This window comes from Streptomyces sp. NBC_01257 (assembly GCF_035917255.1).
Classification (GTDB): domain Bacteria; phylum Actinomycetota; class Actinomycetes; order Streptomycetales; family Streptomycetaceae; genus Streptomyces.
The window spans coordinates 6,557,882-6,578,255 of the sequence record NZ_CP108472.1 but is presented as its reverse complement, the minus strand read 5'-3'; the positions used below and the strand labels follow the sequence as shown (position 1 = coordinate 6,578,255).

19 protein-coding genes are annotated in these 20,374 nt (G+C 70.8%); 5 read left to right on the top strand and 14 right to left on the bottom strand.

The features are described from left to right. Positions 1-18 precede the first annotated feature (18 nt). Positions 19-1,494, bottom strand: a complete 1,476-nt coding sequence (gene nsdA, locus OG408_RS28795) for a transcriptional repressor NsdA (RefSeq protein ID WP_326672761.1) — start codon at positions 1,492-1,494, stop codon at positions 19-21. Between the two features lie 421 nt (positions 1,495-1,915). Here nsdA and OG408_RS28790 point away from each other — a divergent pair, with 421 nt between their 5' ends. Then, positions 1,916-2,575 (top strand): bifunctional DNA primase/polymerase, encoded by a 660-nt coding sequence (locus OG408_RS28790; RefSeq protein ID WP_266783390.1) that lies wholly within the window; start codon positions 1,916-1,918, stop codon positions 2,573-2,575. A gap of 84 nt (positions 2,576-2,659) precedes the next feature. On the opposite strand, the gene ftsY is transcribed toward OG408_RS28790, so the two are convergent. Both ftsY and OG408_RS28780 read right to left on the bottom strand, forming a co-directional pair. Beyond that, entirely contained in the window at positions 2,660-3,871 is a 1,212-nt protein-coding gene (gene ftsY, locus OG408_RS28785; protein ID WP_266783388.1) for a signal recognition particle-docking protein FtsY, read from the bottom strand. A gap of 84 nt (positions 3,872-3,955) precedes the next feature. Next, a complete protein-coding gene (locus OG408_RS28780; protein WP_285565739.1) occupies positions 3,956-4,240 on the bottom strand; it encodes a hypothetical protein in 285 nt (94 codons plus the stop codon). Positions 4,241-4,379: 139 nt separating this feature from the next. Here OG408_RS28780 and OG408_RS28775 point away from each other — a divergent pair, with 139 nt between their 5' ends. Beyond that, a complete protein-coding gene (locus OG408_RS28775; RefSeq protein ID WP_285565742.1) occupies positions 4,380-5,771 on the top strand; it encodes a purine-cytosine permease family protein in 1,392 nt (463 codons plus the stop codon). Positions 5,772-5,834: 63 nt separating this feature from the next. Continuing rightward, a complete protein-coding gene (locus OG408_RS28770) occupies positions 5,835-6,800 on the top strand; it encodes an LLM class flavin-dependent oxidoreductase (protein ID WP_266783383.1) in 966 nt (321 codons plus the stop codon). A gap of 73 nt (positions 6,801-6,873) precedes the next feature. On the opposite strand, the gene OG408_RS28765 is transcribed toward OG408_RS28770, so the two are convergent. From OG408_RS28765 to OG408_RS28750, 4 genes are all read right to left on the bottom strand, one after another. Further along, positions 6,874-8,292 carry a sugar porter family MFS transporter gene (locus OG408_RS28765; protein ID WP_266783381.1) on the bottom strand — a complete coding sequence of 473 codons (1,419 nt, stop codon included), beginning with the start codon at positions 8,290-8,292 and terminating at the stop codon, positions 6,874-6,876. 209 nt (positions 8,293-8,501) lie between these two features. Further along, entirely contained in the window at positions 8,502-12,293 is a 3,792-nt protein-coding gene (locus OG408_RS28760; protein ID WP_326672756.1) for an AAA family ATPase, read from the bottom strand. A 348-nt stretch (positions 12,294-12,641) separates the two neighbouring features. Continuing rightward, positions 12,642-12,854, bottom strand: a complete 213-nt coding sequence (locus OG408_RS28755) for a hypothetical protein (RefSeq protein ID WP_018551753.1) — start codon at positions 12,852-12,854, stop codon at positions 12,642-12,644. Between the two features lie 439 nt (positions 12,855-13,293). Further along, entirely contained in the window at positions 13,294-13,575 is a 282-nt protein-coding gene (locus OG408_RS28750; protein ID WP_266783377.1) for an acylphosphatase, read from the bottom strand. Positions 13,576-13,719: 144 nt separating this feature from the next. Between OG408_RS28750 and OG408_RS28745 the strand changes: the two genes are divergently transcribed. Together OG408_RS28745 and OG408_RS28740 are read left to right on the top strand one after the other, a co-directional pair. Continuing rightward, the gene (locus OG408_RS28745; RefSeq protein WP_285565756.1) at positions 13,720-14,676 is read left to right on the top strand and encodes a CAP domain-containing protein; all 957 of its coding nucleotides are present in this window, start codon (positions 13,720-13,722) and stop codon (positions 14,674-14,676) included. 130 nt (positions 14,677-14,806) lie between these two features. Continuing rightward, a complete protein-coding gene (locus OG408_RS28740; RefSeq protein ID WP_285565757.1) occupies positions 14,807-15,247 on the top strand; it encodes a winged helix-turn-helix transcriptional regulator in 441 nt (146 codons plus the stop codon). A gap of 1 nt (position 15,248) precedes the next feature. Here OG408_RS28740 and mutM read toward each other — a convergent pair whose 3' ends face one another. From mutM to rsmD, 7 genes are all read right to left on the bottom strand, one after another. Continuing rightward, positions 15,249-16,103 (bottom strand): bifunctional DNA-formamidopyrimidine glycosylase/DNA-(apurinic or apyrimidinic site) lyase, encoded by an 855-nt coding sequence (gene mutM, locus OG408_RS28735; protein WP_285565759.1) that lies wholly within the window; start codon positions 16,101-16,103, stop codon positions 15,249-15,251. A gap of 88 nt (positions 16,104-16,191) precedes the next feature. Beyond that, on the bottom strand, positions 16,192-17,016 hold the full coding sequence (rnc, locus tag OG408_RS28730; RefSeq protein ID WP_266783369.1) for a ribonuclease III: 825 nt from the start codon (positions 17,014-17,016) through the stop codon (positions 16,192-16,194). Positions 17,017-17,035: 19 nt separating this feature from the next. Beyond that, on the bottom strand, positions 17,036-17,209 hold the full coding sequence (rpmF, locus tag OG408_RS28725) for a 50S ribosomal protein L32 (RefSeq protein WP_003965982.1): 174 nt from the start codon (positions 17,207-17,209) through the stop codon (positions 17,036-17,038). Between the two features lie 2 nt (positions 17,210-17,211). Beyond that, the gene (locus OG408_RS28720) at positions 17,212-17,820 is read right to left on the bottom strand and encodes a YceD family protein (protein WP_266786473.1); all 609 of its coding nucleotides are present in this window, start codon (positions 17,818-17,820) and stop codon (positions 17,212-17,214) included. Positions 17,821-18,034: 214 nt separating this feature from the next. Next, entirely contained in the window at positions 18,035-19,120 is a 1,086-nt protein-coding gene (locus tag OG408_RS28715; protein ID WP_266783367.1) for a cell division initiation protein, read from the bottom strand. 98 nt (positions 19,121-19,218) lie between these two features. After that, on the bottom strand, positions 19,219-19,698 hold the full coding sequence (coaD, locus tag OG408_RS28710; protein ID WP_187285416.1) for a pantetheine-phosphate adenylyltransferase: 480 nt from the start codon (positions 19,696-19,698) through the stop codon (positions 19,219-19,221). A gap of 26 nt (positions 19,699-19,724) precedes the next feature. Beyond that, complete coding sequence (rsmD, locus tag OG408_RS28705; RefSeq protein WP_266783365.1) at positions 19,725-20,309, bottom strand: 16S rRNA (guanine(966)-N(2))-methyltransferase RsmD; 585 nt, start codon at positions 20,307-20,309, stop codon at positions 19,725-19,727. Positions 20,310-20,374 lie beyond the last annotated feature (65 nt).

Here is a 20,374-nt window from a genome sequence, read left to right as displayed (position 1 = left end):
TTTCCGCCGGACGGGGCTCTAGACCGCTTCGGCGGTCTCGGGCAGCTGCTCGGTGAGGAGATCGGTGAGCCGGGCCACCTCGGGGATGTCCCCGAAGTCCCTGGCCGCGGTGTCGACGGTCTTGCGGAGCCGGGTGTTGACGCGCTCGGAGCGGACCTTCTTGGCGACGCGCAGGGCCTTCTCGGCCAGCACGGTGGACTGCTCGGGCTCGCGCTTGAGGAGGTGCACGGTGGCGAGGCCGATGAGGTTGAGCGCGTACGAGCGCTGGTGCTCGTCGTCGTCGCCGAAGAGCTCGACCGCCTTCTGCATGACGGGTTCGGCGAGGGAGGCGTAGGTGGGGCTGCGGCCGGCCACGTAGGCCAGGTCGCGGTAGGAGTGGGAGTTCTCGCCGTTGAGCTCGGCCTCGGAGAAGAAGCGGATCCAGTCGGGCTCGGGCTCGCCGTCGAGACCCGCGTCGAGGAAGGTGTCCTCGGCCATCCTGACCGCCCGCTTGCACTTGCTGGGCTGGCCCATGTTGGCGTAGGCGCGGGCCTCCATCGCATACAGCATGGCCTGGGTCCGCGGGGTGGCGCAGTCGCGGCTGCCGTACTGCGCGAGGTGGATCAGTTCGAGCGCGTCGTCGGGGCGGCCGAGGTGGATCATCTGCCGGCTCATGCTGGACAGCACGTACGAGCCGAGCGGTTTGTCACCGGCCTCCTTGGAGGCGTGCAGGGCGAGGACGAAGTACTTCTGAGCGGTGGGCTGGAGGCCTACGTCGTAACTCATCCAGCCCGCCAGCTCGGCCAGTTCGGCCGCGCAGCGGAACAGCCGCTTGGCGGTGGCGGCCGGCTGCGGCTCCTGGAGCAGGTCGGTGACCTCGTGGAGCTGGCCGACGACGGCCTTGCGGCGCAGTCCGCCGCCGCACTGGGCGTCCCACTGGCGGAACATCGCGGTGGTGGACTCCAGCAGGTCGAGCTCGGGGCCGGAGAGCCGGGAGGGGCGGCGGTCGGCGGCGTCCGACTCCGGCTCCACCGGCCCGGCGGAGGCGACGGGCACCAGCCAGCGCTGCATGGGTTCGATGAGGGCGGGTCCGGCGGCGAGGGCGAGCGAGCTGCCGAGGAATCCGCGGCGGGCGAGCATCAGGTCGCTGCGGGAGAACTCGCTGAGCAGGGCGACCGTCTGCGGTCCGGCCCAGGGCAGGTCGACGCCGGCCACGGAGGGCGCCTGGTGGGCGGCGCGCAGCCCCAGGTCCTCGACGGCGACGACGGAGCCGAAGCGCTCCGAGAACAGCTCGGACAGGATGCGCGGGATCGGTTCGCGCGGCTGCTCGCCGTCCAGCCAGCGCCGCACCCGGGAGGTGTCGGTGCTGATGTGGTGGGCACCCATCTGGCGCGCTCTGCGGTTCACCTGGCGGGCCAGCTCGCCCTTCGACCAGCCGCTGCGCACGAACCAGGATCCCAATTGCCCGTTGGGGCGCTTACCGGCATGCGTATCGCCTGCGCCGCTGCCACTCACTGGAACGCCCCCATCCCGCCGAATACCGTCGCGCGAACCACAAGAATGCCGTGAACCGACCCCGTCCGTATGCACGTTGCGCACCATCGAACAGAAAATCGGGTTGCCTCCGGCATACCCACGAGCGCACATACTCCCATGGTTCGTGTACCGACGGTAATCCTACGATCACCCGTCCGGCGAGGGCGATTGCGGAAACGCCACCATTCGCCACCCCTTCGAATGAACGCCACCACGGCCGGGCGCGATTCACTTGACAGACAGCGATCAGCGGTAGGCGCAGGGATGCATTCAGGGGCGCGCGGAAGGGCGCGCACACCCCGGGGCACGCCCGCACCCGCCCCGACCGCAAGGAACGACGGAGCGTCACGGGAGCGCTCCGTTTCGTAACCACCGGCGAGTTGGACCCGTTGGAGGGGGCATGGGCTTCACGATCGGCGGCATCCGTGAGATGCGATCCGGCTCACGGCGCCGCGGCCGTGCGGCCGAGGGCACCGCGGTGGCCGAGTACACGGGACTGTGGGGCTGGGCGGTGGCGCCGGGAGCGCGCGCCGCGGACGGCCGCTGCTCGTGCGGGGACACCCGCTGCCCCTCCCCCGGGGCTCATCCGCTGGATTTCGCGCGGGAGGTGCCCGCCGGGGCGACGCTCGACACGGCGGCGCGCGCGTGGTCCGAGGTGCCGGGCGCCTCGATGCTGCTGCCGGTGGGCCGCAGCTTCGACGTGCTCGACGTCGCCGAGCCGGCCGGACGCCGGGCGCTGGTGCGGATGGAACGGATGGGGCTGCCGCTGGGCCCGGTGGCGGTGACCCCGGCCGGCCGGGCGCAGTTCTTCGTCGCGCCGGGCGCGGCCGCCGAACTCCCCCGGCTGCTCTACCGGATGGGCTGGGACGACGCGGACCTGGACCTGCGGGCCTTCGGCGCCGGCTGCCACATCACCGCACCGCCCTCGGACCAGGGCGGTCTCGGCCCGGTCCGCTGGCTGCTGCCGCCGGCGCTGGACACCGCGGCGGCACCCCCCGAGGCGCGTCTGCTGCTGGGCACGCTGGCGTACGTCTGCCACCGGCTGGCCCTCTGCGGCTGAGCGTCCCGCGGACACCCCCCGAAACGGCGAGGAGCCCGGACACACCGTGGGTGCGTCCGGGCTCCTCGCCGTGGCTGCGGGGGTTCAGTCCCCGATCAGGGCGTCCACGAACGCCTCCGGCTCGAACGGAGCCAGATCGTCCGGCCCCTCGCCGAGCCCGATCAGCTTCACCGGTACGCCCAGCTCGCGCTGGACGGCGATGACGATGCCGCCCTTGGCGGTGCCGTCGAGCTTGGTGAGGACGATGCCGGTGATGTCGACGACCTCGGCGAACACCCGGGCCTGCACCAGGCCGTTCTGCCCGGTGGTGGCGTCGAGGACGAGCAGGATCTCGTCGAGCGGTCCGTGCTTCTCGACGACCCGCTTGACCTTGCCGAGCTCGTCCATCAGCCCGGTCTTGGTGTGCAGCCGGCCCGCCGTGTCGATGAGGACGACGTCGGCGCCCTCGGCGATGCCCTCCTTCACGGCGTCGAAGGCGATCGACGCCGGGTCGCCGCCCTCGGGTCCGCGCACGGTGCGGGCACCGACGCGCTCGCCCCAGGTCTGGAGCTGGTCGGCGGCGGCGGCGCGGAAGGTGTCGGCCGCGCCGAGCACGACGCTGCGGCCGTCGGCCACGAGCACCCGGGCCAGCTTGCCCGTGGTGGTGGTCTTGCCGGTGCCGTTGACGCCGACGACCATCACGACGCCGGGGGTGTCGACGCCGCTCTCGGTCTTGACCGCACGGTCGAAGTCGGTGCCGAGCAGGGTGAGGAGTTCCTCGCGCAGCAGCGCGCGGAGGTCCTCGGGGGTACGGGTACCGAGGACGCGGACGCGCTCCCGGAGCCGTTCGACCAGCTCCTGGGTGGGGGCGACGCCGACGTCGGCGGTGAGGAGGGTGTCCTCGATCTCCTCCCAGGTGTCCTCGTCGAGGTTGTCCCGGGACAGGAGCGTGAGCAGCCCCTTGCCGAGGGAGTTCTGCGAGCGGGCGAGCCGGGCCCGCAGCCGGACCAGACGGCCGGCGGTGGGCTCGGGGACGTCCAGCGCGGGGGCGGCGGGCGCCTCCGGCTCGACGGTCTCCGGGGCCTGCCCGGCGGCCTCCCCGGCGGGCGGAAGGCCGACCTCCTCGATGGTGCGGCGCGATGCGTCGCGCGGCGTCTCGGCCTCCTCGCCGACATGGGGCTCGGCGGGAGGAGTGAGGGTCGGCGTGCTCGACGGTGCCGGGGGCAGCTGCTTCTTCTTGCGGCTGCTGACCACGAGCCCGCTGATCACGCCGACCGCGACCAGGGCGATGACTACAGCAAGGATGACGAATTCCATAACCCACCCAGTATCAGTCACGTGCGACGGCAATCGGCGAATGCGCGGGCCGCAGCGGGCTGCGTGCGCGCCCGACGGGTGGCGTCAGGACACCCAGCCCCGGACGACCTCGGCCCCCGGGGCCAGCCGCAGCCCGGCCCGGGCGAGGAAGTCGTCGAGCTCGATCTCACCGAGCAGGGTGTCGTCGTCCCATTCCGTCACGATCTGGTCCGGGTGGTCGAGCCAGGTGTCGGTGTCCGGGCCCTCCTGGCGCTCGACCGAGCCGTTGCCGTGCCGGTAGCGCAGGTACAGGTACTGGCCGTCGGTCGTCCAGGCGTCCCACTGGGAGGGGCACCCGTAGCAGGTCTGCACCACACGGGCGAGGGTCATCTCCACGGCGTCCTCCGCGTCCGGTCCGGCCGGCGTCCACCGCCCGGAGCCCGGTCAGTGTGGCAGTCGGGGGTCGGTGGCGCCTCCGAATTCCGCCGGTCGTTACGCCCCGTATGCCGGGAAAGGTACGATCCAGGTCGTGGAGACCCGTGGGCTTGAGCCCGTGCCCGACAGCGAGCGCACCGGCCGGGTCCGGTCCCTCTTTCCGACCTGGGTCGCGGCCAACATGACGGTGCTGCTGCTGACGATCGGCGCGGGACTCGTCGTCTTCGACCGGCTGGGTTTCTGGCAGGTGCTGGTCGTCGCGGCCGTGGCACCGGCCGTCTCGTTCGGGATGGTCGGACTGATCTCGGTCGCGGGCCGCGACGGCGGCGCCCCCGGCATGGCCCTGTCCCGCGCCGTGTTCGGCCAGCGGGGCAACCTGGCGCCCGGGGCGCTGATCTGGGTGGCCCGCTGGGGGTGGGAGACGGTGAACGCGGTCACCGGGTCGTACGCCCTGCTGGCCGTGCTCGGCCTGCTCTTCGGGGTGCGCAGCACCTCGGCCCTGATCGTGGTGACCCTGTTCGCCTTCGTCTCGGGCAGCTTCCTGCTGTCGGGCCTGGGCGCCCGGGCCCTGCGGCTGTGCTGCACCTGGTCGGCGTACCTCTTCGGGGGGTTCAGCGTCCTGGTCCTGGTGCACCTGGCCGGGACGACGGCGTGGCGGGCGGTGCTGGACCGGCCGGCCGGGCCGACGTCGCTGATGATCGCCGGGATCGGCACCCTGGCGGCCGGCGGCATCAGCTGGGCACCCACGGGGCCGGACTTCACCCGCTATCTGCCGCGCACCGCGTCGGGCCGGGCGATGGTGGCGGCGACCGTGGGCGGCGCGGGGCTGGTGATCGTGCCGATGGTGCTGATGGGGGCCGTGATGGCGGTGGGTACGCCGGGGCTCGCCGTCACCCGTGATCCGGTCTCGTTCATCGGCGAACTGCTGCCCGACTGGATCTCCGTTCCTTATCTGGCCGTCGCCGTGCTCGGCATGGTGCTGATCAACGCGATGTCGATGTATTCGGCCGGATTCACCGCGCAGACCCTGGGATTCACGGTCCCGCGCACCTGGGCCGTCGGGGTGAATGCCGCGATCAGCCTCTTCCTGGGATCACTGCTGATGCTGGTGGCGAACAGTTTCATCGATTCGTTCATCTCCTTTCTCAATCTGCTCGCGGTGACGTTCTCGGCGTGGATCGGCGTCTTCGCCGTGGATCTGCTGCGGGGCCGCGACTACGACCCGGCGGCACTGATGGACACCACCGCGACCAGTGCGTACTGGTACCGCGGCGGATTCGCGTGGAGCGCCGTGGCGGCGTGGGCCACGGGTCTGGTGGTGGGGCTGCTGTTCACCGCCGTGGAGTGGTTCACCGGCCCGCTCGCCACGACCTGGACCGGGCGCAACGGGCTCGGCTGGGCCGCGACGGTCGTGGTCTCCGGCGGCCTGTACGCGGTGCTGCCGCGGCACGGGGCACGGCGGCGGTCCGCATCCCTACACTTCTGACGCTGCGTCAGCTAAGGTCCGGCCTCGCCCAGCCCGCCAGACAGGACCCAGGGGGACAGCGTCATGGCCTTCACCGTCGTCCGGTTCAACCTCGTCGATCCGGCAGCCACGCCGGACTCCCTCTCGGCCCGCTACCGAGCGGCGCTGGACATGGCCGCGTACGCGGACGAGCACGGCGTCGACACCGTGCAGACCGAGGAGCACCACGGGGCCGTCAACTCCTGGCTGCCGTCCCCCTTCACCTTCGCGGGGGCCGTCTTCGGGGCCACCCGCCGGATCGCGGTCACGGTCTCCGCGGTCATCGGGCCGCTGCACGATCCGCTGCGGCTGGCCGAGGACATCGCGGTGCTCGATCTGCTGAGCGCGGGCCGGCTGGTGACGGTCGCGGGGATCGGCTACCGGCCGGAGGAGTACGAACGGGCGGGCGTCGAATGGGGCAGGCGCGGACGGCTCCAGGACGAACTGCTGGAGACGCTGCTGAAGGCGTGGACCGGGGAGCCGTTCGAGTTCCGCGGCCGGACGGTCACGGTCACCCCCCGGCCGTTCACCCGGCCGCATCCGCTGATGCTGGTGGGCGGCAGCTCACGGGCGGCGGCGCGGCGGGCGGCCCGGCTGGGGCTGCCGCTGTTCCCGAGCGCGCATCTGCCGGAGCTGGAGGCGTACTACCACGAGCAGCGCGCGGTGCACGGCACGGAGGGGTTCTGCATGATGCCGTCGGCCGAGACGCCGTTGCTGCACGTGTCCGAGGACCCGGACCGGACGTGGGCGGAGCACGGGGAGCACTTCCTGCACGAGGCGCGTACGTACGCCTCCTGGCAGTCCAAGGACATCCGCTCGGCCGTCCGCTCGGCGGCGACGACGGTGGCGGAACTGCGGGACGAGGGCGTCTACCGGATCGTCACCCCGGAGGCGTGCGCGGGCCTCGCCGGGGAGCTGGACAGCCTGGTGCTGCACCCGCTGTGCGGCGGGATGCCGGTCGAGGAGGGGTGGCGCAGCCTGCGGTTGTTCTGCGGGGCGACCGGGGGGTGAGACGCGCGTACGGCCCCGGTTCGCGGATGCGGGCCGGGGCCGTACGACGTCGAGGAGAGCGGGGCAGCGGGGGTCAGCCCATCTCCTCCAGCGCCTTGCCCTTGGTCTCCTTCACGAACTTGATGACGAAGGGGATCGAGAGCGTGGCGAAGCAGGCGTAGATGATGTACGTGCCCGACAGGTTCCAGTCGGCGAGGCTCGGGAAGCTCGCGGTGATCGCCCAGTTGGCGATCCACTGCGCGGACGCGGCGACGCCGAGTGCGGCGGCGCGGATCCGGTTCGGGAACATCTCGCCGAGGAAGACCCAGACCACGACGCCCCACGAGAGGGCGAAGAAGAGCACGAAGACGTGGGCCGCGACGAGGGCGACCACGCCCTGGGTGTTGGGGAGCTTGCCGTCGACCAGGTCGGCGGAGAAGGCCCATGCCTCGAAGGCGAGGGCGACGGCCATACCGCAGGAGCCGACGAGGGCCAGCGGGCGGCGGCCCACCCGGTCGACCAGGACCATCGCGATGACCGTACCGATGATGTTGATGATCGAGGTCGTGAACGAGTAGAAGAACGAGTCGGTCGGGTCGATGCCGACGGACTGCCAGAGCGTCGCCGAGTAGTAGAACGCCACGTTGATGCCGACGAGCTGCTGGAAGACCGACAGGCCGATACCGACCCAGACGATGGGCAGGAAGCCGAAGCGGCTGCCGAGCAGGTCCTTGAAGGTCGACTTGTGCTCGCGGTGCATCGCGGTCTCGATCTCGGTGACCCGGGCGTCGAGGTCGACGCCCTTGCCCTCGACCTCTTCGAGGATCTTCCGGGCCCGGTCCTTCTTGCCGACCGAGATCAGGAACCGCGGCGACTCGGGGATCGCGAACGAGAGGAGCCCGTACAGGATCGCGGGCAGGACCATCACCCCGAGCATCCACTGCCAGGCCTCGAGCCCGCCGATCTTGCCGCGCTGGTCGCCGTCGGCGATCTGCAGGATGCCGTAGTTGACCAGCTGGGAGATGGCGATGCCGATGACGATCGCCGCCTGCTGGAAGGAGCCGAGACGGCCCCGGTAGGCGGGCGGGGAGACCTCGGCGATGTAGGCCGGGCCGATCACCGACGCCATGCCGATGGCGAAGCCGCCGATGATGCGCCACATCGCCAGGTCCCAGAGCGCGAACGGGAGCGCGGAGCCCACGGCGCTGACGGTGAAGAGGACCGAGGAGATCTGCATGCAGCGGATGCGGCCGATGCGGTCGGCGATCCGGCCGGCCGTGGCGGCGCCGATCGCACAGCCGATCAGGGCGATGGCGATGACCTGGGCGAGGGTTCCGGACCCGATGTCGTACCGGTCGCGGATGGCTTCGACGGCACCGTTGATGACGGAGCTGTCGTAGCCGAAGAGGAAGCCACCCATCGCGGCTGCAGCGGTGATGAAGATGACATGGCCGAGATGGTCCGGATGGGCCCCTCGGGCTCCGGACTCTGGTCCCTGCGATGTGCTGGTCACGTGAACTCCTCGGGCCTGGCCGCAACGTCAGGCGTGGGGGGCGAGCTCTTCTCAGTGGCGCACAACTTCATCTCTGCCACCACTTGAAGGTAAAAACGACGTTGCAGAGACTATGCGTTCAAGTTATGAAGTCAATCTCGGGGTCCGGTCTGACATCTACCCAGGAACACCCAAAAGGTGCGTTGAAGCTTTGAAGATTGGGTAAAGGCTCAGCGCAGCCGCTGACTGATGACCTTGGAGACTCCGTCGCCCTGCATCGAGACGCCGTAGAGCGCGTCGGCGACCTCCATCGTCCGCTTCTGGTGCGTGATCACGATGAGCTGCGAGCTCTCCTGGAGCTCCTCCATGATCCGGATCAGCCGCTGCAGATTGGTGTCGTCGAGAGCCGCCTCGACCTCGTCCATCACATAGAACGGACTCGGCCTGGCCTTGAAGATCGACACCAGCAACGCCACGGCCGTGAGCGACCTTTCGCCGCCCGACAGCAGGGAGAGCCGCTTGACCTTCTTGCCCGGCGGCCTGGCCTCGACGTCGACGCCGGTCGCCAGCATGTTGTCCGGATCGGTCAGGATCAGCCGTCCCTCGCCGCCCGGGAAGAGGCGCGAGAAGACGCCCTCGAACTCCCGCGCCGTGTCCCGGTACGCCTCGGTGAAGACCTGCTCGACCCGCTCGTCGACCTCCTTGATGACCTGCATCAGATCGGCCCGGGTCTTCTTCAGGTCCTCCAGCTGTTCGGAGAGGAACTTGTGCCGCTCCTCCAGCGCGGAGAACTCCTCAAGAGCGAGCGGATTCACCTTCCCGAGTTGCTGATACGCCCGTTCGGCCGACTTCAGCCGCTTCTCCTGCTCGGCCCGGACGAACGGCTTCGGCTGGTTGCGCGGATGCTCCGGATCCTCCGGCAGCTCCTCGCCCTCCGCCGCGGGCGACGGCGGCACGAGCTGGTCGGGTCCGTACTCCGCGGCCAGCCCGGCCGGCTCCACGCCGAGCTCCTCCAGCGCCTTCGCCTCCAGCTGCTCTATGCGCAGCCGCTTCTCGGCACCGAGCACCTCGCCCCGGTGGACCGAGTCCGTCAGCTTGTCGAGCTCGCCCTTGAGTTCCCGGCCCTGGTGGCGCTCGGCCGCCAGCTCCCGCTCGCGCTCGGCCTTCGACGCCTCGGCCGCGGCCCGCTCCTCCTGTGCCCGTACGACGGACACCTCGACGTGGGCCAGCAGCTGACGGGCGCCGGACGCGACGGCCGAGGCCACCGCGGCCTCGTGACGCAGCCGGGCGCGGCGCTGCTCGACACGGGCGCGGGCCTCGCGCTCGGCGCGGGCGCCCCGGTCGAGGGAGTCGGCGCGGCCGGCGAGCGCCTTGACGCGTTCCTCGTGGGTACGGACCTGGAGCCGGGCCTCCATCTCGGTCTGGCGGGCGTTGGCCCCGTCGGCGGCGAGCCGGTCGCGCACGGCGGTGTCCGGTTCCTCGTCCGCGCCGTCCTCCGACGCCTCCTCGGCCACCAGCAGCCGCTCGGCCAGCTCCTCGGCCTCCTGGGTCGCGCGCTCCAGCGCCTCCTGGGCGCGGGCGGCGGACGCGGCCATCCGCTCGGCCTCGCCCGCGGCGCCGCGGGCCTGCCCGGCCAGCCGGCCGAGCTGCTGGGCCACCCCGGACTTCTCCCGCTCGGCGGCCCGGCGGCGCTCCCCCAGCTCCTCGACGAGCGCGGCGCAGCTCCCGCGCCGCTCCGCCGCGAGCCGCTGGGTGCCGGCCAGCTCCGTGCACCGCACGGCCAGCTCGGCCAGTTCGGCCGCCGCCTCGTCCACGGACGCCTGGACTTCGAGGAGGCTGGGCGCCCCCGCGGAACCCCCGTGCGCGAAGTGCGCCGACAGGACGTCGCCCTCGCCGGTGACGGCGGTCAGCTCCGGGTGGGCGGCGACCAGGTCCTCGGCGTCCTCCAGTGTCCCGACGACCACCATGTCCCGGACCAGCCTGCGGACGGCGGCCATCAGTTCGACGGGACCGCTGACGAGATCGGCGACGGCGGGCACCCTCCGGCCGCCGGCGAGCGCCAGGGCTGCCGGGTGCCCGGCGCTCTCGGCCCCGGTCCCGGCGGGGCCGGTTCCTGCTCCGGTCCCGGCGGGCCGCTGACCCGCGAGGGATACGGCCGGCTCCGGGCCCGTGCCGTCGTGCGCGGGCTCCGTGCTCTGTCCGGGCAGGTGTGCGACACCGGCCCCTGGCGCGGGCTGTGCCTCCGGGCCCTGCCCGGGTACGTGGCCCCGCGCATCCGGCCCCGCGGGGCCGGCGCCCCCGCGCCGGCCGCCGAGGAGCAGCGCCGCTCGTCCCGCGTCCTGCTTGCGCAGCAGCCGGATCGCCTCGGCGGCCGTGGCCGGGTCCGTCACCGCCACCGCGTCCGCCGCCGCACCCAGTGCGGCCGCCACCGCGATCTCGTGACCCGGGGCCACCGTGAGCAGTTCGGCGGCCGGCCCGAGCAGGCCCGCGAGCTGGTCCCGGGCGCCGAGCAGCGCCCCGGTCCCGTCCTTCCGGCGCAGCCCGAGGGCCAGTGCGTCATGACGGGCCGCGACCGCCGCGCGCTCGCGTTCGGCGGTGGTGGCGTCCTCCCGGGCCGCGGACAGCGCCCCCTCCGCCTCCTTCAGCTCGCGCCGTGCGGCCTCGTGCCGCTCGCCGAGCTCCGTGTCGTCGGCGTCCAGGCCGTCGACCTCGGCCTTCAGCTGCTCGTACTCCTCCTGGGCCGCGACCGCCCGCTCCTGGGCCTCGTCGCGCGATGCGGCCAGCCGGTCGATCTCCGACTGCGCCGAACCGGCCCGGCTGCGGGCCGCGTTGACCTGGCCGTTCAGCCGGGCGAGCCCTTCGCGGCGGTCCGCCAGGGCCCGGGCCGCGTCCTTGAGCCGGCGCTCCTCGGCCACCAACTCCCGCTCCAGTTCGGACCGGTGGGACGCGGTGTCCTCCAGTGCGTGCTCCGCCGCCTCCAGCGCGGCGGTCAGCTCCGCCTCCTGCTCGCGGATCCGGGCCGCCTCGCGCTCCATGTCCTCGGGGTCGCGCCCGCGCCGCTCCTCCTCGGCGGGCGCGGTGGCGCTCTTCACCCGGGCGTCGGCCAGCGAGATGGTGCCGCGCACCCGTTCGGCCAGCTGCGACAGCTCGTACCAGGTCTGCTGGGCCCGCTGGAGCCTCGGGGTCAGCCGTCGTACCTCGTCCTCCAGTTCGGCCTCGCGGGCCAGGGCCGCCTTCAGTTCCGTCTCGGCCGCCTCGCGGCGCTGCTTCAGGGCCGCCTCGTCCGCGATCTCGCCCCGCAGCGCGGTGTGCAGCCGGACCAGGTCGTCGGCCAGGAGCCGCAGCCGGGCGTCACGCAGGTCGGCCTGGATGACAGCGGCGCGGCGGGCCACGGCCGCCTGCCGGCCGAGCGGTTTCAGCTGCCGCCGCAGTTCGTCGGTGAGGTCCTGCACCCGGGCCAGATTGGCCCCCATCGCGTCCAGCTTCCGCAGCGCCTTCTCCTTGCGCTTGCGGTGCTTGAGGACGCCCGCGGCCTCCTCGATGAAGGCGCGGCGCCCCATCGGGTCCGCGTGGAGCACGGAATCCAGCTGGCCCTGGCCGACGATGACGTGCATCTCCCGGCCGATACCGGAGTCCGAGAGGAGTTCCTGGATGTCCAGCAGCCGGCAGGTGTCACCATTGATCTGGTATTCGCTGCCGCCGTTGCGGAACATGATCCGAGTGATCGTCACTTCGGCGTACTCGATGGGCAGTGCACCGTCGGAATTGTCGATGGTCAGCGACACCTCCGCCCGGCCGAGCGGCGGACGCCCGGTCGTACCGGCGAAGATGACGTCCTCCATCTTGCCGCCGCGCAGGGATTTGGCGCCCTGCTCCCCCATGACCCAGGAGAGCGCGTCCACCACATTGGACTTGCCCGATCCATTGGGACCGACCACGCAGGTGATCCCGGGTTCGAACCGCAGGGTCGTGGCGGAGGCGAACGATTTGAAACCACGCAGGGTCAGGGCCTTGAGGTGCACGCCGCCGGACTCTACCTTTCGCTCTCGGTTTCGCTGATGAAGGTGCAGGGCACATCAGACGGTAAGGGAAGGGGTGCATGTCCGGGGCGGGACCTGCGCAGGCCGGAGGGGAAAAGAAAGAAGGGACGCCGAAGCGTCCCCTGCAAATCTTGTGGCATGCCGACAAAACGTGTGCGGTGCTGTGTCTGCGGATCCGCGGCCTCCATGAAGGCGCGCGTGCCGGATCAGTGACAAGGCAGATGGAGAAGCAGACCAAGAGTGAATTGATCTTCAATGATCCGGTGACGATCCGGCGATGATCCCGTGCGGCTGACGCGTGCAGCCCGACCGGCCCCATGGGGCCATCGGTCAGGTCAGCGCCGGCTCCGCCTGAGGTACGTCGATGTCGATGCTGTCGAGCAGCGACTCTTGGTGCTGGGCGGCGGCGTTGAGCGCGTCGTTCTCGTCCTGAATCCGTACGAGCTCGGACTCAAGATCCTGGACGCGCTGCTGAAGCCGTCGCATCTCGGCGAGGAGTCGCGGGTCGGAACCGCCGACGTAACCGAGAAGCGCCTTTGCCATGATGGATGGTCCTCCACACTGAGTGACCGACCGATGCGGTGTGGGTCGTGAGGGAATCGCACCCGCGGTGCTCGGCAGTGCTCTGTGTTCACTGCTGTTCTGCTGCCAAACAGCTCTGCCGAACAGCTAAGGTGCGCGGGGTTTTCAGCGTCTCACCAAAAAGTTTGACGGTCAACACGATCACACCCTGTAGAGGCGGGCGTCCCGGGGGCGCGCGGCTTGACGATCATGCGGCGCGACTCTCCAGCGGGGCCCTCAGGGGCACGGAGATCATCCTTACTGCCGCAGCCTGGCATGGCAACCGAATCTTGGCAACCGCCGGGTCCCTCCGCAGGTCATTTCATGTGTAGGCATGACCGCACCCCTCGCCGTCACCCCGCGCCGCGCCTCGAACACATTCCGAACACGGGCTGTGTTTCCACCCCGCCCGGGAGCCGGATCAGCGGATCGCGAATCCCTCATATCCGCCTCGCGGCGTGTCCCAGATCTCAGTGACGCCGTCAACGCGGCCGGGTGTGTCGTCCGAACGCAGCCAATCCAGCAGACGGTGGCAATTGTCACGCCGCCCCTCGGCCACGACCTGCACCCGGCCGTCGTCGAGATTGAGGGCGAATCCGGTGAGACCACCGATCTCCAAAGCGTTTGCCCTGGTGAACCAGCGGAACCCTACTTGCTGTACTCGGCCGCGTACCCAAGCGGTGAGTCGCACATCTTCGTTCATGCCCGAACGCTAACCGGCCAATTGCTCTCTGAGCACTTCTCGCCGATTCGCGATGGCGTACAGTCCCCTCGCAATAGCTTCACTCGATCGGGTGAGCAAAGGTGCGCCGACAACGGCGTCCAGATCGTCAGAAGGGCACAGCAGATGGGACGCCATCGACGCTCCGCCGCAGCTCCCGCCGCTGAACCGTACGCGGAGGGGACCGACGGCCGGGACCAGGGTTCGCGCCGCAGGAAGCGGTCGCGCATACCGGTACGCACGGGACTGCTCGGCGTCTCCGCCGCCATGGCCGTCGGCGCCGTCGCCGTCGCCTCCGGTCTGCTGCCCGGCGGCGACAACTACAACGTGGGCGGCGGTCCGGCCGCCGACCAGGTGCGCTCGGAGGCGGCCCCGGACCTGCTGACGCAGGGCGGTTCCACCACCCCGCCGCCCGACCGCGCATCCGCGTCGGCCCAGGCCAGCCGGGGTACCGAGCGCGCGAAGGCGCCCACGAAGTCGCACTCCCCCAAGGCCGGTTCCCCTTCCGCGTCGGCGTCCCCGTCGAAGACCTCCGCGCCGTCGAAGAGCCCCGCGAAGGAGCGGACGAAGCCGTCCGCCTCCGCCAAGGCACCGACGGCGGAGGCCACGAAGAGCTCCTCGGCCCCGGTGAAGACGTCGAGCCCGGCCTCCACCAAGGCCTCGGCCTCTGCCCCGGCCGCCCGCAAGTCCACCGCGCCGGCCGCGCCCGCCTCGACCCAGGCCGCCGTGCTCGCCCTGGTCAACCAGGAGCGCGCCAAGGTCGGCTGCAGCCCGGTCACGACCAGCTCCTCGCTGACATCGCTCGCCCAGAACTTCAGCGACGACATGGCGGCCCGCGGGTTCTTCGACCACACGGACCCGGACGGGAAGTCCCCGTGGGACCGTGCCGCCGCGGCCGGTGTCTCCGGACTCGGCGGGGAGAACATCGCCCGCGGCCAGGCCGACGCCGAGGCCGTGATGGAGGCCTGGATGAACAGCGAAGGCCACCGAGCAAACATTCTCAACTGCGACTACAAGACGCTCGGCGTGGGTGTCCACCTCGGGGCCGGCGGCCCCTGGTGGACCCAGGACTTCGGCTTCTGAGGTCCACGGGGCTCCTGCTGAGCCCCGCCCGTCCCGCATCACCACCCGCTCCATCCCCGTACGCCCCACACGCTCACTCACGGATTGCGCAATCCCGTGGAGGGCGCTGTGCGGGCGTACGCTGGTTTTCATGGACGAGACCGGCGGCAATGGACACCTCGACGGCAACGCTGCGGACGGCGGCTGTCCGAACGGCGACCTGCCCTTCGACGTGTTCTCCAAGCAGTGCCCCTCGCGCGGCACCCTGGAACACGTCACCGGCCGCTGGGGCAGCCTGACACTCGGCGCCCTGTACGAGGAGAGCCTCCGGTTCAACGCGCTGCGCCGCCGGGTCGACGGGGTGAGCGAGAAGATGCTCTCGCAGACGCTGCACGCGCTGGAGCGGGACGGACTGGTGCACCGCGAGGCCCAGCCGACCAATCCGCCGCGCGTCGACTACGAACTCACACCCCTCGGGCGGCAGGTCGCCGAACAGCTGCTCGGTCTGATCCACCTCGTCGAGGGCCGGATGTCCGAGGTCCTGGTGGCCCGGGGGCGTTACGACGAGTCCCACGCGGTCCGCGGGGTCTGAGTCAGACGCGGGGCGGGCGCTGGCAGCGCGGGCAGAAATAGCTGGACCGGTTCATCCAGGCGCGGCGCCGCATCGGCGTACCGCAGCGGTGGCACGGCTCGTCCTCGCGCCCGTAGGCGTCGAGCGAGCGGTCGAAGTAGCCGGACTCGCCGTTGACGTTCACGTAGAGACTGTCGAAGCTCGTGCCGCCCTGCGCCAGCGCCGCGTTCATGACGTCGCGGACATGGCCGAGCAGCTCGGCCGACTTGGGGCGGGTCAGGGTCGCGGTCGGACGGTCGTAGTGCAGTTTCGCCCGCCAGAGCGCCTCGTCCGCGTAGATGTTGCCGACGCCGCTGATCAGGGACTGGTCGAGCAGGGCGCGCTTGACCGTCGTACGGCGCAGGCGCAGCGCGGTGTGGAACACCGCGTCGTCGAAGGCCGGGTCCAGTGGGTCGCGGGCGATGTGCGCGATGGTGTCGGGCAGTCCCTCGGCGGTGTTCTCGTGGAGGGAGAGGCCGCCGAAGGTGCGCTGGTCGACGAAGCGCAGCTCGGTGCCGGTGGAGTCGTCGAACCGGATCCTGATCCGCAGGTGCTTCTCGTCGGGTGCGTCCTCGGGCTGTACGAGGAGCTGGCCGCTCATCCCGAGGTGGCCCAGGAGCGAGGTGGCCTCCTCGTCGAGCGGCACCCACAGGTACTTGCCGCGGCGCATCGCCGTGCCCAGGCGGACGCCGCCAAGCCGGGCAGCGAAGTCCGCACCGCCCGCGAGGTGCCGGCGGACCGCCCGCGGATGCAGGACCTCGACCTCGCCGACCGTGCGCCCGGTGACCCAGCGTTCGAGACCGCGCCGGACGACTTCGACCTCGGGCAGCTCGGGCACGGTGTCGCTCCTGGATCTGGATCTGGATGTGATGGCGGTTCCGGACAGGGAAAACCCCCCGGTGCCAGGGCACCGAGGGGTTTCCGGGTCAGGCCGGAGCGACGTCCGTGGACGACGACGGGTCGGCAGGGGTGTCGGCGGCCCCTCCGTCGGCAGCGGCCTTCGCCGCAGCCTCCCGCGCCTCCGCGGCGGCGCTGATCTCACGCCAGGCGGATTCAGCCGCCTGCTGCTCCGCTTCCTTCTTGCTACGGCCGGTGCCGGTGCCGTACGAGACACCACCGACGCGAGCGGCAGCAGTAAAGGTCTTCTCGTGGTCCGGGCCGGTCTCCGTGACGAGGTACTCGGGGACTCCGAGGCTCTCGCTCGCGGTGAGTTCCTGGAGACTGGTCTTCCAGTCCAGGCCGGCGCCGAGGTTCGAGGACCGGTCGATCAGCGGGTCGAAGAGCCGGTGAACCAGCTCCGAGGCCGCGCTGAGGCCCTGATCGAGATAGACCGCACCGAGCACCGCTTCCAGGGTGTCGGCGAGGATGGACGCCTTGTCCCGGCCACCCGTGCCCTCTTCACCGCGGCCGAGCCGGATGAAGGAGCCGAGTTCGAGGCCGCGGCCCACTTCCGCAAGCGCACGCGAGTTGACCACCGCGGCCCGCAATTTGGCCAGCTGGCCTTCAGGCAGGTCGGGGTGAGTGCGGTACAGCGTGTCCGTGACCACCAGGCCGAGCACCGAATCCCCGAGGAATTCGAGCCGCTCGTTGGTGGGCAGACCGCCGTTCTCGTACGCGTACGAACGATGGGTCAGCGCACGCACCAGAAGGGCGGACTCGAGGTGGTACCCGAGCCGCCCTTCCAGAAGCGTGTGGGACGAGGCTGTGTTGACGTTGTCTGCCTGCTTCTTGGCGTGGGACAACTCAGACATCGGGCCTCTCACCAGCCGCTCAGACCTCGAGGACCTGGCGCTTGTTGTACGTGCCGCAGCTGGGGCACGCGATGTGCTGCAGCTTCGGCTCCTGGCAACGCTCACACGAAACCAGGGTGGGGACCGCAGCCTTCCACTGCGACCGGCGGTGGCGCGTGTTGCTGCGCGACATCTTCCGCTTCGGAACAGCCACGGCTACTTCTCCTGCTTCTCGTCGACGCCGGGACCGGCGCCGCCCATGTTGTCCTTCTCGCCGTCCTGAACGGTCTCGGCGAGTCCTTGCAATGCCGCCCAACGAGCATCGACGACATCGTGGTGGTGGCCCGGATTCTCGTCCAGCCTGATTCCGCATTCGGAACACAGACCGGCACAGGTCTCCTTGCACACCGGCTGCATCGGCAGTGCGAGCACCACCGCATCACGCAGCACCGACTCGAGGTCGAACAAGCCGTCCTCGAGGAAGAACCTGTCCTCGTCGTCCTCGGCGTCGTCGACCGGATCCGCCGTCTTGCTGCGGTTCCGGTCATCGGCGTCAGGGTACGAGAACATTTCCTGGAAGTCCGCCTCGACCTGGAGGTCGACCGGCTCCAGACACCTTACGCACTCCCCCTCGGCGGATGCACGGGCGGTGCCTGTGACGAGCACACCTTCCATGACCGATTCGAGGCGGACGTCCAGCTCCACGGGTGCGCCTTCCGGCACACCGATGACCCCGTCGATACCGAGGTCCTTGGGAGCTTCCGCGGAGCGGGTCAGCCGCTTCAGGGCACCGGGACGCCGACCCAGCTCGTGCGTATCGAACACGAGAGGGTTTCGGTGGTCGAGGTGGCCGTTCAGGGCTTTTCCTGCTTTCGAATCATGCGCATCACGCGTGGTGGGGAGTGGGCCGACCGGTTCGGAGCCGAAGCGGGCAGCCGGGATCGCGGACATACGCGCGACCGAAGAGCCAGGATACTGGACACATCGCCCAGCTCCCAATCCGCCCCTGATCCGCCCCGGGGCAGGGCCCCGGGACCGGTCAGCGCTCCTGTTCGTACCGGCGGAGCTGATCCAGGTCGATCATGCCGGTGTCGAACAGGCTGGTCTCGTCCAGGGCGCCCTCGCCGTGCTGCGGGTAGGGCTCCTGCTGGGGCTGCGCGGGCTGCTGCTGCCAGGCGTCGTAACCCTGCGCGGGCATCGGGACCTGGCCCTGGTTCGGGTCGTAGCCCTGCTGCTGGTACGCCGCGTAGGGGTCGGGCTGCTGCTGGTAGCCGTACACGTCCTGCTGCGGCTGGTCCTGGTACCCGTACGTCTGCGCGTACTGCGGCTCCGTCTGGACGGGGTACTGCGGTTCCGTCTGCTGCTGGGGCACCTGGAGCGGTTCCGGGGTGGCGATCTCGGCCAGTCCCGCCCAGTGGTCCTCGTCGCTGGTGTGGCCCTGGCTGCCCGCGGCGTCCTGCGCGGCCATGTGTGCGCCGAGGTCGTCGGTGGCGACCCGGCCGTGCAGCTTCTGCCGGCCCCGGCCGACCGCTTCCAGGGTCTTGGCGAGCACCGCCTCGAAGGCGCCGAGCTTGGTGTCCACGTATTCGTCGGCCCGGCGCTGGAGCGTGGCCGGGTCGGCGCTGCGCTCGGGGGCCTCGGCGAAGTCCGGGTCCTCGTAGCCCTGCTCGTCGAAGCCCTGGCCGCGGCCGAGGAGCTTCTCGCGGCCCCGGTCGACGGAGCCGATGGTCTTGGTGAGGACGACCTCGAAGTTCGCGAGCTTGCTGTCGACGTACTCGTCGGCCTCGGCGCGGATCTCGTCGGCGTCCTTGCGGGCCTCGCCGAGGACCCGGTCGGCCTCGGCCTGGGAGCGCCGGACGATCTCCGTCTCGGAGATGAGGGTGCCTCGCTCGGCGTGGGCGGTCTCGATGATCCGCCCCGCCTCCTGGCGGGCCTGCTCGACGAGCTGCTCGTGGCCGCCGATGACCTGCGCGGCCTGGGCGAGCGAGCCGGGCAGGGCCTCGCGCACCTCTTCCAGCATGGAGAGGAGTTCGGCGCGGTTGACCACGCAGGATGCCGACATGGGCATGGACCGGGCGTTCCCGACCGCTTCGACGATCTCGTCGAGCTTCTTCTGCACGTCCACCGTGTGCTCGCCACTCTCTACTGCCGATTGGAGACGGACGGGACGACTGTACGGCCAGTCGGCGCCCGCCCGACACCTGGTGACGGACTGTCAGCGCCTCACTGCTGAGCGAGGCGTTCGGTCAGGGCCTCGTGGACCAGCGGGGGCAGCAGGTGCGAGACGTCTCCGCCCCACGTCGCCACCTCCTTGACCAGCGAGGACGACAGGAAACTGTAGGTCGGGTTGGTCGGCACGAAGAGCGTCTCGACGCCGGAGAGCCCGTTGTTCATCTGGGCCATCTGGAGCTCGTAGTCGAAGTCGCTGACGGCCCGCAGGCCCTTCACGATCGCCGGGATGTCGCGCTGCTTGCAGAAGTCGACCAGCAGGCCGTGGAAGGCCTCGACCTGGACGTTGCCGAAGTCCGCGGTGACCTGGCGGATCAGTTCGATCCGCTCGTCGACCGTGAACAGGCCCTTCTTCGACTGGTTGATCATGACCGCGACATGTACGACGTCGTACAGCTTCGAGGCACGGCCGATGATGTCGAGATGTCCGTTGGTGATGGGGTCGAACGACCCCGGGCAGACGGCGCGGCGCAACTTGTTTCCCTCGCTCTCCGGTCCGGTCATCGTGCGTCTTCGCACGTAGCGGCGGCGCGACCGTACCAAAGCGTTCCCTCGCCGTAGCGACGGGCCCGCAATGGCTCGAAACCCTTGGGCCAGCTGAATTCTCCGCCTCTGGTGCTGCGTTCCACCGTGACGAGCGCATCGCCCGTGAGCCACCCCTGGGTACGGAGTGTGAGCAGGATCTCGCCAAGATCGTCGTCGGTGACGGCGTACGGCGGGTCCAGGAAGACCACGTCGTACGGATCCTCGGGCGCCGGTCCTGTCACGATCTGCTCCGCTTTGCCGGCCCGGACCTCGGCGCCGGGCAGGCCCAGGGTCCGGACGTTGTCCCGGACGGTGCGGACGGCCTTCGCGTCGGCCTCGACGAGCAGGGCGTGGACCGCGCCGCGGGAGAGCGCCTCGAGGCCGACGGCCCCGGAGCCCGCGTACAGGTCGGCGATCCGGATGCCGTCGAGGGTGCCCAGGAGCGCCTGCCAGGTGGAGAACAGGCCCTCGCGCGCGCGGTCGGAGGTGGGGCGGGTGCCGGTGCCGGGCGGGACGGCCAGGCGGCGTCCGCCGGCCGAGCCGGCGATCACGCGGGTCATGGGTGTCTGGTCCTCGGGTCGGGGCGGCGCGCAGGGTGCTGCGGGCGCCGTGCCTCCCACGATAT